Genomic DNA, 11,926 nt, shown 5'->3' with positions numbered 1-11,926 from the left:
ACGCGACCTGCCGCACCGGCGCCGCCGCGGTGATCCGATAACCGAGTCGTAGACTTTGCCTCGAATACCCGAGGGTAGGACGAGGCATTCGGACATTGGCGTTTCGAACGAGAACGAGCGAGGCGGTCGGAGCGGTGCAAATGAAGCTGGTAGGACAACGAGCTGTCGTTCGAGCGGTCGAGGCGGTCGTACGGTGACCGCCGCGGCCGTGGACACCGAGGAGCAGTCGGCCCCCGCGCCGCTGCGGCCCGCGCTGGAGAAGTTCGGCTTCGCCGAATTCCGGCGCACCGCGGTCATCGGCACCGTGCTCGGCGGTTCGGTGACGCGGCGGGTGCTGCGGGGCGGCCTCGCCAGACGTAAGCGCCGCCGCGCGATGGCCGATGGCATGGTCGACGGTTTCGAGGTGCTCGGGCCGATGTTCGTCAAGCTCGGCCAGCTCATCGCGTCCTCGCCCGGCGCGTTCCCGCGCGAGCTGGCCGACGCGTGCCTGCGCTGCCTCGACGATGTGCCGCCGTTCCCGGCGGTGGACGCCCGCGCGATCATCGAGGCCGATCTCGGCAGGCCGATCGACGAGCTGTTCCGCGAATTCGACGACGAACCGCTGTCGGCGGCATCGGTCGCCCAGGTGCACGGCTGCGTGCTGGCCGACGGCCGTCCGGCCGTGGTGAAGGTGCAGCGGCCCGATATCGCCCGGCGAATGATCGTGGATCTGCGGGCGGCGTTCCGGCTGGCCCGGCTGATGGAGAAGCGGTCGGAGAACGCCCGGGTCGCCAATGCCGAGGGCGTGGTGCGCGATCTGTACGAGACGACGGTCGCCGAGCTGGACTTCCGTAACGAGGCCGACAATCAGACCCGTGCCCGCGCCAATCTGCACGCCTTCGGCGACAACTCCGGAGTCGTTGTGCCGGAGGTGTATTGGGACTACAGCGGCCCGCGGGTGCTGTGCATGGAGCGGATGCGCGGCATGCCGCTGGACCGCTTCGACGATATCCGCGCCGTCCATCCGGATCCCGAGCTGCTGATCAGAAGGCTCGTCAAGGCGTGGGTGGAAAGCGTTGTGGTGCACGGGTTGTTCCACGGCGACGTGCATGCCGGAAACCTCTGGCTGCTCGAGGACGGCCGGGCGGCCATGCTCGACTTCGGCATCGTCGGCAGGATGACCCCACAGTGGCGTGAATTCGTGCGGGCGCTGTTCCACGCCAGCGCCATCGACGGGGACTTCCGACCCGTGGCCCGGGCGCTGCGCGAATTGGACCTGGTGGAGGGCGATTCCGGTGACGACGCCACCATCGGGCGACAGCTGGCCACCGCCCTGGCCCCGGTGCTGTCGGGCAAACTCGCCCAGCTCGATATGGGCAAGGTGGCCGCGCGGCTGGTCGAATTCGGTAAGCGCCGTGGCGCTTCCGGGCCGGAGCAGCTGATTCTCATGGGTAAGCAGCTCGGATACTTCGAGCGCTATGCCGTGGCCCTGGCTCCCGGGTGGCGGCTCGGCCAGGATTTGTTCCTGTTCCGCAATGTCTTTCCGGAGGAGGTGGCCGCCAAGGCCGCGGCCTCCGGGACCGAGTTGCCCGCCGAGTAGCTTCGAAGGGTCTGCTCGCTCAACGTTTTCGGTTGCTCCGCGCGGCGCGGGTGAGGTGCTGCCCGTGTCGCGCGGGCCGTCGAGTTGACTATCGCATCTATGTATCTGTAAATCTAGATGCGTGGATGTGGACGAACTGAATGTCGACCTGATCTATCGGGCGCTGGCGAATCCGGCGCGCTGCCGGATCATGGAGTGGCTCAAGCAGCCCGGTGCGCATTTCGACGATGCGCGCTATCGCGAGCACGGGCTCGACATCGCCGACGGCGTCTGCGTCCAGGACATCCAGCGCAAGCTGGGGCTGGCCCAGTCGGTGGTCTCGACCTATCTGCAGTCCATGCAGCGCGCGGGACTGCTGAGCTCCTACCGCTACAGCAAGTGGACCTATTACCGCCGCGACGAGGAGACGGTCCGCGCCTTCGCCGAGTACGTGGCCACCCGGCTCTGAGTTCGAGGAACCGCATGCGTTATCGCACGAAGGTGGCCCTGGTCTATCTGCTGGGCTTCTTCATCGATCTGCTCAATATGTTCATCGCGTCCATCGCCTATCCCGATATCGGCGCGACCTTCGGCGCCGAGGTGCGGGAGCTGGCCTGGATCGGCAACGCCTATCTGCTGGGGCTGACGGTCGTCATCGCGCCGAGTGTGTGGCTGGCGGCCCGGTTCGGGGAGCGTCGGGTGCTGGTGGCGTCGCTGCTGCTGTTCGTGGTCGCCTCGCTCGCCGCGGGTTTCGCACCGGGGCTGGCGGTGCTGGTGATCCTGCGGTTTGTGCAGGGTGCGGCGGGCGGCATGCTGATTCCGGTGGGTCAGGCGATGACCTATCGGCAGTATCCCGCGGCCGAGCGCGCCGGGCTGACCGCGATCGTCATGAGCGTCGCGCTGATCGTGCCCGCCGTCTCGCCGACCGTGGGCGGGCTGCTGGTCGATCGGCTGTCGTGGCGGTGGATCTTCTGGCTGAACGTCCCGCCCGCGGCGATCGCGCTGGCGCTGGCGCTGTGGTGGTTGCGGCGGGACGAAGATCGCGGGCGTCCGGCATTCGATGTAACCGGGTTCGTGCTCGGTGGCGCGGCGATCGCGGCGCTGCTGGTCGGGCTGTCGGAATTCGGTGCGCCCGAGGGGCGGATCACCGGTCTGGTGCTGCTCGGCGGCGCGATGGTGAGCGGGGTGGCGTTCGTGCGATGGTCGGCGCGGGCGCGGACCCCGATGCTGCGGCTGGACCTGCTGCGCGAGCCGATGCTGGCCACCTCGATGGTGGTGTATCAGTGCGTGCCCGGCATCTTCACCGGGGCCAATGTGATCTTCGTGGTCTATCTGCAGCAGGAGTTGTCGCTGTCGGCGACCGCGACCGGACTGCTGATGCTCCCGTGGGCGGTCGCCAGCGGGGTCGCCATCGCGCTCACGCGGCGGGTGTTCAATCGGGTGGGGCCGCGGCCGCTGTTCGTCGTCGGGATGCTGCTCGAAAGCGCGGGTCTGGCATTGCTTTTCACCATCGTCGCACCGCAGCGGGCAGCGGTGGCAATCGTCGCCTTCGCGCTCATGGGTCTTGGCGGCAGCCTGTGCAGCAGCGCCGCGCAGAGCGCCGCCTTCGTCGACACACCCGCCGACGAACTGTCCCATGCGAGCGCGCTGTGGAACATCAACCGCCAGGCGAGTTTCGCCATCGGCGTCGCGCTCATGGCCCTGGTCTTCGAGCTGGTCTCCTACCGCTGGACCTTCGCCGTCGCCGCGACCCTGACCCTGCTCCCGCTACCCCTGGCCCTGCGCCTGAGAAAACCGCGCACACTGCAACCCGCCCAAGTCTGAAAGGAACCCTCCCCGTGGACGATTCGCAGCCGTTCATCGATGAGATCATCGACTTCCATCGCGTCATCATCGATCTCTTCGCCGGTACCGAACCCGATCCGGCCGCCGCCGTGGCCGCGCTGCTGACCCGCTTCGACCCGGACTTCACCATGATCACCCCGACCGGCGCGCTGCTGACCCTGCCGGATCTGCGCCGCCTGTTCGAGGACGGTTACGGCTGCCGGCCGGACTTCGCCATCGAGATCACCGACATCGTCCCTGTCACCATCGATGCGCGCGGCGCCCTGGTGAGTTATCAAGAGCGGCAACAGGATCGCTCCGGTGCGAGCACGCGCCGGTCGACGGCGTACTTCACGCTCGACTCGACCGGCGCGGTGCGCTGGCGACATCTGCAGGAGACCTGGGTGGCGGGATGAACCCGTCGAGGTCGTCGTGACGCCCTACCGCTCGGCGAGCATGTCCGCGACCGTCTCGGCGTCCAGTGCGCGCTCCAACCAGGTATCGAGCAGATCGATATCGGTGCAGGAGGTGATGCGCTCGCGCTCGTGATCGCTGGGCTCCACGCCCCGGACGGTCAGGACGCGCAGGATGCTTTCGGCCACGCCTGCCGCGCGACCCCGGGCGAGGCCTTCGGCTCGTCCCTCGGCAAGGCCCTCAGCAAGCCCCTCGGCAAGCCCCTCTTCACGACACTGGGCGCGCAGGCGCTGGGCGCTGACCGAGCGGTAGAAGGATGAATCGATGGGCATCAGCTTTCTCCACAGTTCGGCGGCCGGGGTGGTGCCCAGGCCGAGTTCGGTGAGTTCGCGGAAGGCGTCGCGATCCTCGTCCTCGGGATCGAGTTGTTCCAACACGGTGGCCAGCGCCTTCAGTATGTCACCGATGCGCGGATCCTTGGCATGGGTGACGGCGGACAGAGCCGCCAGCGGGATGTCCGCGGCCGCGGTGTCGACATCGGTGACGGCCGGAACGTTGTGCGGGCCCAGGACCATTGGATTCACGATCAGCGTGTCCCACTGCGGCACGCCGACCCGCACCGGCCGCCGGGCCCACTTGGCGGTGATCAGATCGTGGCAGACCACCAGGAGTACGACCGGAATCCGGTATTTCGCGTGACAGTAGGCGACGTAGTACGCCCAGGCGGGCGGCTTGTCGTTGTCGTCCTGCTGCTGCGCCTCGATCAGCAACAGGAACGTGCCCTCGGCGGTCTCGATGCGTAACGCCGTATCGACCCGGCGTTCCACCGGTTTGATCTCGGTGAGATCGCTGGTCTCCAGCACCACCTCGATCGGGTCCGGAAGCGGCAGGCCCAAAGCGCGAAACGCGCGCGCGAACACCGCCGGATCGTGCCGGAAGATCCGATGCATAACCTCGTGACGGGAGCTGACCATGCGGACGAGGATAGCTCGAGATTCGAATGTATGTTCGAATGCTGTCAGTCCGTGTCGAGGCCGAGGACCTCCCGGCCGACCATGGTCGCCATGACCTCGGTCGGGAACGACCCCGCCGAGTCGACGGTGAGTTCGGCGAGTCCGACGCCCGCGCCCGCATGCATGGTCCAGATCGTCGCGACGGATGGGTCCGCCCGCGCGAGGATTCGCACGATCGATCCGAAGGCGGCGTAGCTCAGGCCGATGCCGCCGACGTGCGCCGGAAGGACTGCCGCGTCCAGGCCGGCGTCGTGCAGGGCGCGCAGGGCGTCGATCGGAATTTCCGACCGCTCGTCGTAATAGGCGGCTCGGCTCTGAAAATCCTTGGCCAATATCGATATTCGGTCGAGTAACTGCTGCTCGGCGGCGGGTAGGGAGAACGTCGATCGCACCATGCCCACCCTAGCCACCGGCTGGTGAATGATTGGCGGGAATCAGGAGGCGCGGGCGAAGGCGGGAAGGGGGCGGGCGGGGGGTTCGGCCCGGGAGGTGTCGTCGAAGGAGCGCATGAAGAGGCGGAACATGGCCTGGTCCAGGTCGATGCCGATCTCGGCGGCGTGAAAGGCGGCCAGGTCCACGGCCACGCCGTTGTCGACCAAGCGGAGGTCGCTGAGTGTCTCGTCGAGGACCATACCGCTCATGGCCTGGTCGCGGGTGAGGGTGAGTTCGGGTAGCCAGCTGAGGTGCCAGTGGCCGCCGCCGGTCGCGGCGGGGAGGTACTGGGCGAATTCGGGGGTGATATCGCTGGTGATGAACCAGTCGCTGATCTGCAGTGCCATGTTTTGCTCTCGTGTCGAGTTCTGTATAACTCTTGCATAACAATACGGCCTGTGATCTGCGCGTGATGCGAATCGTCAAGAAACTGAAGGGGTTTGAAGGCCCACCTTAAGTTGTTACCCGAATATCGGTGTGTGCGCTATGAATTCGAGAAATCAACGCCCCTGCAGCGACTTCACGTTGTTTCCGAAGGTCCAGCCGCGCGAGCCGTCCCAGTTGATCGACCAGGTCATCAGGCCCTTCAACGCATTCGCGGCCCCGGTGCCGTAATGGTTCCACGCCTGCGCCACCAGATTCGGCGCCATATAGCCGCCGCCCGCGCCGGGCTGGGCGGGCAGTCCGGGGACCTGCTTGTCATAGGGAACGGTAATGGTGGTGCCCTGGATGGTCAGGCCCTTGGCGAGGCAGTCGGTCTGCGCGATGAAGCCCTGCACGGTGCCCGCCTGATAGGAGTCGCCCGCGCAACCGTACATGCTGCCGTTGTAGTACTGCATGTTGAGCCACCACAGTCGGCCGTTGTCGGCGTATTTCTTGATGATCGGCAGGTACGCGCCCCAGATCGAGCCGTAGGTGACGCTGCCGCCGGTGACATAGGCCGTCTCCGGCGCCATGGTCAGCCCGAAGCCCGCGGGCATCTGCGCGAGCACGCCATCGATGATCCGGATCAGATTGGCCTGCGAGGTCGACAGCGTATTGATATTGCCGCTGCCGATCAGGCCGGTCTCGATATCGATGTCGATGCCGTCGAAGTTGTATTTCTTCAGTATCGGCACGATGGTCGCGATGAAACGGTCGGCGACCGCGGTGGAATTGAGATCGATTCCGGCCGCCGCACCGCCGATGGACAGCAGAATCGTGGCCCCCGCGGCCTTGGCCCGACACATCTCCGCCGGTGTCGCGACCTTGACCGTGCGGTCCATCCCGTCTTCCCACAGCGCGGTGCCGTCGGATCTGATCACCGGAAACGCGGCATTGATGACATTGTGTCCGTGCGCGGCGATGCGGGCATCGGTGATCGGAATCCAGCCCATTCCCGGATGAACGCCCGCGCCGTCCCAGTTCTCCCAATAACCCTGCAGCACTTTGCCACTCGGGCGCGGTTTGGTCGGGCAGGTGGTGTCGTCGGCCGCCGCGCCGGCGGTCGGCGCCAGTCCGGTGACGGCCAGCGCCAGCCCCAGCAAGACCCCTGCCAGACGTGCTCGCCGACCGTTCATGACCTGCTCCCGTCGCTCGATCCGACACAGCCATGATGCGCCGCCGCGTTATCAGACGGCGGCCGATCCCGCACCGCTACAGGGGAATTCGCGGGCGAATAGGGGTCGCGCGACCGGTGTGATCGCGAAACCCCTCATCTCCCGGTGGATCACGAGGTGAATCGAGCGGCGACCTTCGTGAATTGGTCTAGCATGTCGAGGGTTTCGCTCTCCGGAAGGGTCGGCAGCATCAGGCTCACCCGGCCCACCCCGGCCTCGGCATACGCGTCGAGCAGGGCCGGATCGGCCGCCACCCCCGCGACCATCACGGGGACGTCGGCACCCTCGAGCTGGGCGAGCTGGGCGGGCACCTCCGCGGGGCTGGCCACCGCGGTGGGGAACCACCCCGCGCCGAGCCGGGCCGCGCGCCGCGCCGCGGCCGGTCCGCCGCCGATGAAGATCGGCGGATGCGGCCGCTGCACCGGCTTGGGCCAGGCGTACATCGGATCGAAATCGACGAAGCGGCCATGGAATTCGGCGAGGTCGGTGGTCCAGATCTCGCGCAGGGCCGCCAGTTGCTCGTCCAGCAGCGCCCCGCGGGTGCGGGGATCGGTGCCGTGATCGGCCATCTCCTCCCGGTTCCACCCCGCGCCCACGCCGAAGACAAAGCGGCCACCGGAAATCAGGTCGAGCGTGGCGACCTCCTTCGCGGTATGAATGACATCGCGCTGGATCAGCAGCGTCACCCCCGTGCCCAGCAGCAGCCGCTCGGTGACGGCCGCGGCCGCGGCGAGCGCCACGAACGGATCGACCGCGCGGTAGTACATGCGCGGCAGCTCACCGCCGCCCGGATAGGGCGATTGCCGACTCGCCGGAATATGCGAGTGCTCGGCGAGGAACAGGGCATCGAAGCCCCGTTCCTCGAGCGCCACAGCGAGTTTCGCGGAGCCGATGCCCTCGTCGGTAACGAACGTTCCCACACCGATTTTCATATGAGGACGAACCGTTCGCCCGGCGGCGAATATTCCGCGCGGCGGCTAGCGGGCCGCCGGATCCAGTACCGCGTTGAGCAGCTGCCCCAGCCGCTCCCCGGCCAGCCGCAGGCGGGACTCGGCCACCGGCAGGAATCGGCGGGTGTATTCCTCGCCGATCTTGTTCTGCTCCGGATAGAAACCGGGCGATACGGCTACCCGGCAGCTGTCCTCGGCCCAGCGAATCGGGTCCGAATCCGGCTGCGCCGGAGACAGTTCCGGCGCGGGCAGGGCCAGCACCCGCTTGGTCTCCTCCTCGTCGCTGGCGTGGCGGGTGTCGAGCAGGCGGCTGTCCCAGACCGAGTGCAGATTGGTGTTCTGGCCGTTGTACTGCACCTTGAACTCGTTGCCGCCGCGGTCGCGGGCATATCCGGCGTGCAGCGGCTGATGGATGTCGCCGACGAAGTGGACGATGAACTTCAGCGCCTGATTGCGGTCGGTGACCGAGCGTCCTCGGTCGGCGAGGATCTTGGTCTGCGCGCGCAGCGCCTCGATGACGTTCTGGCCGTCGTTGCCGTTCACGGCCGGGTCGTAGGCGCAGCCGTTTTCCGCGATATTGACGTAATGCCACGGAGCCGAGCGCTTTCCCAACACGGGATCGCTCTTGCGGATATCGTCGGCCCAGGTGGCAACGCCAGCCAGCGTGGGATCCGGCTCACCGGCCAGCAGGCGGCCGACCTCGTCGCGGGCCGCCGGGGTCAGCCGCAGGTCGGCGATGGCGCCGGTGACATCGTGGCCCTGTTCGCCCCAGGCGTGGGCGGACGGTGCCGCGAGGAGGGTGGCCGCCACTGCCAGGGCGCCCGCGACGACTGCTTTACACCGCATCGAGAAGAAGTCCTTTCCACCTGAATTACATTGCTGCCGTACGTGGTTCGAATGCTCGGGACAACTTCGACGAGTCCGGCGAACGGCAGGCGAACCCGATGCGGCGGGCGGATTAATCCCGAATGCAACCGAATGGAAGGAGTGATGGCGGGTGGGTGACGCGCGGATGACCGCTTGGCAGGTGGTCCGGCCCGGGCCGATCGACGGCGGTCCGCTGCGGCGGGCGCGCGTGCCGGTCCCCGAACCCGCCGCGGGGGATTTGCTCGTGCGGGTGCTGGCGTGCGGGGTCTGCCGCACGGATCTGCACGTGGCCGAGGGAGATCTGCCGGTGCACCGGCCGCAGGTGGTGCCCGGCCACGAGGTGGTCGGGGAGGTGGTGGCGCTGGGAGCAGGGGCGGGCGGCGAATTCGGTCTCGGCGACCGGGTCGGGATCGCGTGGCTGCGCCACACCTGTGGCCGGTGCCGGTTCTGCCTGCGCGGTGCGGAGAATCTGTGCCCGAATTCCCGCTACACCGGCTGGGATGCCGACGGGGGATATGCCGAATTCGCCACCGTCCCGGCCGCTTATGCGCATCCGCTACCGGCGGGCTATTCCGATACCGAGCTGGCTCCGCTGCTGTGCGCCGGGATCATCGGCTATCGCGCTCTGCGGCGGGCGGCGCTGCCGCCGGGCGGGCGGCTGGGCATCTACGGTTTCGGCGGCAGCGCCCATCTCGCCGCGCAGGTCGCCCTGGCGAGCGGCGCGCGGCTACATGTCATGACCCGCGATCCGAAGGCCCGCGAGCTCGCCCTGGCGTTGGGGGCGGCCTCGGCGCAGGGCGCGGCCGCGGCGCCGCCGGAGCCGCTGGACGCGGCGATCCTGTTCGCGCCTGTCGGCGATCTGGTGCTCCCGGCGCTGGCGGCGCTGGATCGCGGCGCGGTGCTGTCGATCGCGGGCATACATCTCAGCGATATCCCGGTCCTGAACTATCAGCGGCATCTGTTCCAGGAGCGCGAGATTCGCTCGGTCACCGCGAATACTCGCGACGATGCCCGCGAATTCCTGGCTTTCGCCGCCGCGCATCGGCTCGAGGTGACGGTGCACCCGTACCCGCTGGACGAGGCCGACCGCGCGCTGTCGGATCTGGCGCACGGGAAGTTTGCCGGTGCGGCCGCTTTGGTACCTGACACGCCGCGGACACGCCGAGTTTCGCACTCCTAGTTCGCGATTCGCGGCCATTCCGACCGGCACTGCTGCTTTGCTGAAAAGAAAGTGGCGTGAGGTGATCCGGAGGCAGGGGACATGCATCGGGTAACACAGCAGCAACACGTCCGTGCCGCGTGGCCGTGGGTGCTGGGCGCGCTCGTTCTGGGGGCGGTGGTGGCCTTCGTGGTCTGGGTGGTGCGTCCCCAGTCGCCCAACTGCCGGACGGTGGCGGTGACCGCGTCGCCCACCACGACCGCGCCGGTCGCGTCGCCGACCACGATGCCGACGAATCCGCCGGTGGCCGAGCCGATTCCGGTGGGGGAGCGGCGTGAGCCACCGGAGGCGGGCCAGGCCCGGTACTACGTGTTCAACCAGAACGTCTCCTGCTCGTTCCCGAATCTGCCGCTGGACGGCTACTACGTCGGCGTGCCGACCGACGAATACGCCGGGGGCGCCATCTGCGGCAGCTATGTCGACGTGGCGGGCCCGCTCGGCAGCGTGCGGGCCATGGTCGTCGACCGCTGTCCCGGCTGCGGCCCGCGCCAATACGACCTGAGCACCGCCGCGTTCACGCGCATCGCCGAGCAGGGCCAGGGCGTCGTGTCGATTCAGCTGAGCCGGGTGCACGATCCGGGTCCGCCGCCGGAGGTGAGCTACCGGGTGCAGGACGGATCGTCCTCGGCCTGGCTCGGCCTGCTGTTCGCCGACACCGGAAATCCATTGAGCCGCGTCGAGATCCGCCCAGAGGCCGGCGGGCCGGGCCGGGTGCTCAATCGTGGCATGGACAACTACTGGACCGTCTCGGGCGCGGGCCCGGGCCCGTTCACCGCCCTGCTGACCGACATCCACGGCAATCAGATCCAGATTCCGAACATCCCCGTCGACCCGGGCCGGATCGAACGCACCGGCCTGCGGCTCTACGACGACGCCCCACCCTCGCCCGCCCCCACCACCCCACCCCCAACAACCACGATCACGACCCCGCCCGCCCCGGTGATAGTCACCTCCGAGGTCTGCACCTGACCATCCATGACGCCCACCGAAACCAGCAGAGCGACCACACGACCGCGGCGCGCGCGACCGTGGCGCGTCCGGTCGCGCCGGACCGGGCCGCTGCGGCTGGTGTTCGGACCAACTGTGGCATCATGAACTGAAACTCGTTCTAATATGCGCGATATGGGCGATGCGGCGGGAGGTCCTGGATGGTGCGGGCGTCGATCGTGGGGCGGGGGAATCGCCGCTTCGGGGAACGGGTGTCGCGGTTGCGGGAGGTTCCGGCGGGCACCATCGTCGAGTTGCCGGGGCGCGGCCGCACCTATTTGGTGGACATCCCCGGGCCGCCGGGCGCGCCCACGTTGATTCTGCTGCACGGCGTGGTGACCACCGCGATGCTGAACTGGTTTCCCGCGCTCGAGGAGCTGGCCCGGCATTACCGCGTGGTGCTCTACGATCAGCGCTGGCATGGGCACGGGATTCGCTCGCAGCGGTTCGTCCTCGACGATCTCGCCGACGATACGATCGCGGTGGCCGATCTGCTCGGACTCGAACGGCCGGTCCTGGTCGGCTATTCCATGGGCGGCATCGTCGCCCAGCTTGCCGCGCACCGGCATCCGGACCGGGTCGGCGGACTCGTGTTGTGCGCCACCACCCATCGCTTCCAGGAGAAATGGCGGGAGCGGGCCTTCCATCGGACGATGGCCGTCTTCGCCACCACCGCGGCCGAGCTGGTGACGCGCAAGGTGGCGCAGGCGGCGTTGAGACTGCCGGACATGCCGCGGGTGTCCTGGGAACCCGGCAGGCTGGATCGCTGGGCGCTGGGGGAATTGCGCACCGCCAACGGCTGGGCGATGGCGCAGGCCATCGCGGCGATCGGTCGGTTCGATTCCGGCCCGTGGCTGGCGGAGCTGAAACTGCCGGTGTCGGTGCTCATCACGACCCATGACCGGGCATTGCCGGTGTATCGGCAGCTGGAGATGGCGACACTGATCGACGGGGCGGAGATCTTCCTCGCCCGCGCCGGACATGCGGCCTGTGTACTCGAGGCGGACGCCTTTGTCCCGGTGCTCCTCGAGGCCTGTGCGGCGGTGGCCGCGCGGCTGTAGGGC

At 68.0% G+C, this 11,926-nt stretch carries 13 protein-coding genes; 7 read left to right on the top strand and 6 right to left on the bottom strand.

Annotated features, from left to right (window positions below; genetic code table 11):
* The first annotated feature begins 193 nt into the window (after positions 1-193).
* The 4 genes from NDR87_RS02355 to NDR87_RS02340 all read left to right on the top strand — a co-directional run bounded on the left by NDR87_RS02355 (position 194) and on the right by NDR87_RS02340 (position 3,798).
* Positions 194-1,579 (top strand): AarF/ABC1/UbiB kinase family protein, encoded by a 1,386-nt coding sequence (locus NDR87_RS02355; RefSeq protein ID WP_251909017.1) that lies wholly within the window; start codon positions 194-196, stop codon positions 1,577-1,579.
* Positions 1,580-1,700: 121 nt separating this feature from the next.
* The gene (locus NDR87_RS02350; RefSeq protein WP_251909018.1) at positions 1,701-2,027 is read left to right on the top strand and encodes a helix-turn-helix domain-containing protein; all 327 of its coding nucleotides are present in this window, start codon (positions 1,701-1,703) and stop codon (positions 2,025-2,027) included.
* A 14-nt stretch (positions 2,028-2,041) separates the two neighbouring features.
* Complete coding sequence (locus tag NDR87_RS02345) at positions 2,042-3,382, top strand: MFS transporter (RefSeq protein ID WP_251909019.1); 1,341 nt, start codon at positions 2,042-2,044, stop codon at positions 3,380-3,382.
* A gap of 14 nt (positions 3,383-3,396) precedes the next feature.
* Positions 3,397-3,798 (top strand): DUF4440 domain-containing protein, encoded by a 402-nt coding sequence (locus tag NDR87_RS02340; protein WP_251909020.1) that lies wholly within the window; start codon positions 3,397-3,399, stop codon positions 3,796-3,798.
* Between the two features lie 24 nt (positions 3,799-3,822).
* On the opposite strand, the gene NDR87_RS02335 is transcribed toward NDR87_RS02340, so the two are convergent.
* The 6 genes from NDR87_RS02335 to NDR87_RS02310 form a co-directional block, all read right to left on the bottom strand.
* On the bottom strand, positions 3,823-4,770 hold the full coding sequence (locus tag NDR87_RS02335; RefSeq protein ID WP_251909021.1) for a hypothetical protein: 948 nt from the start codon (positions 4,768-4,770) through the stop codon (positions 3,823-3,825).
* A gap of 44 nt (positions 4,771-4,814) precedes the next feature.
* On the bottom strand, positions 4,815-5,204 hold the full coding sequence (locus NDR87_RS02330; RefSeq protein ID WP_251909022.1) for an acyl-CoA dehydrogenase family protein: 390 nt from the start codon (positions 5,202-5,204) through the stop codon (positions 4,815-4,817).
* Positions 5,205-5,243: 39 nt separating this feature from the next.
* Entirely contained in the window at positions 5,244-5,588 is a 345-nt protein-coding gene (locus NDR87_RS02325; RefSeq protein WP_251909023.1) for a hypothetical protein, read from the bottom strand.
* A 153-nt stretch (positions 5,589-5,741) separates the two neighbouring features.
* Positions 5,742-6,800, bottom strand: a complete 1,059-nt coding sequence (locus NDR87_RS02320; RefSeq protein ID WP_251909024.1) for a chitinase — start codon at positions 6,798-6,800, stop codon at positions 5,742-5,744.
* Between the two features lie 149 nt (positions 6,801-6,949).
* Positions 6,950-7,771, bottom strand: coding sequence for a TIGR03619 family F420-dependent LLM class oxidoreductase (locus tag NDR87_RS02315; RefSeq protein ID WP_251909025.1), 822 nt, complete (start codon positions 7,769-7,771; stop codon positions 6,950-6,952).
* 45 nt (positions 7,772-7,816) lie between these two features.
* A complete protein-coding gene (locus NDR87_RS02310; protein ID WP_251909026.1) occupies positions 7,817-8,635 on the bottom strand; it encodes a S1/P1 nuclease in 819 nt (272 codons plus the stop codon).
* 166 nt (positions 8,636-8,801) lie between these two features.
* On the opposite strand from NDR87_RS02310, the gene NDR87_RS02305 reads away from it, so the two are divergent.
* The 3 genes from NDR87_RS02305 (at position 8,802) to NDR87_RS02295 (ending at position 11,923) form a co-directional block, all read left to right on the top strand.
* Entirely contained in the window at positions 8,802-9,836 is a 1,035-nt protein-coding gene (locus NDR87_RS02305) for a zinc-binding alcohol dehydrogenase family protein (RefSeq protein ID WP_251909472.1), read from the top strand.
* An 81-nt stretch (positions 9,837-9,917) separates the two neighbouring features.
* Positions 9,918-10,844 (top strand): expansin EXLX1 family cellulose-binding protein, encoded by a 927-nt coding sequence (locus tag NDR87_RS02300; protein ID WP_251909027.1) that lies wholly within the window; start codon positions 9,918-9,920, stop codon positions 10,842-10,844.
* A 179-nt stretch (positions 10,845-11,023) separates the two neighbouring features.
* Complete coding sequence (locus NDR87_RS02295; protein ID WP_251909028.1) at positions 11,024-11,923, top strand: alpha/beta fold hydrolase; 900 nt, start codon at positions 11,024-11,026, stop codon at positions 11,921-11,923.
* Positions 11,924-11,926: the final 3 nt, after the last annotated feature.

The sequence above is a fragment of the Nocardia sp. CDC159 genome (assembly GCF_023740735.1).
Lineage (GTDB): Bacteria > Actinomycetota > Actinomycetes > Mycobacteriales > Mycobacteriaceae > Nocardia > Nocardia pulmonis.
Note: the sequence above shows the minus strand (reverse complement) of the source record. Positions and strands in the feature narration are given on the sequence as shown.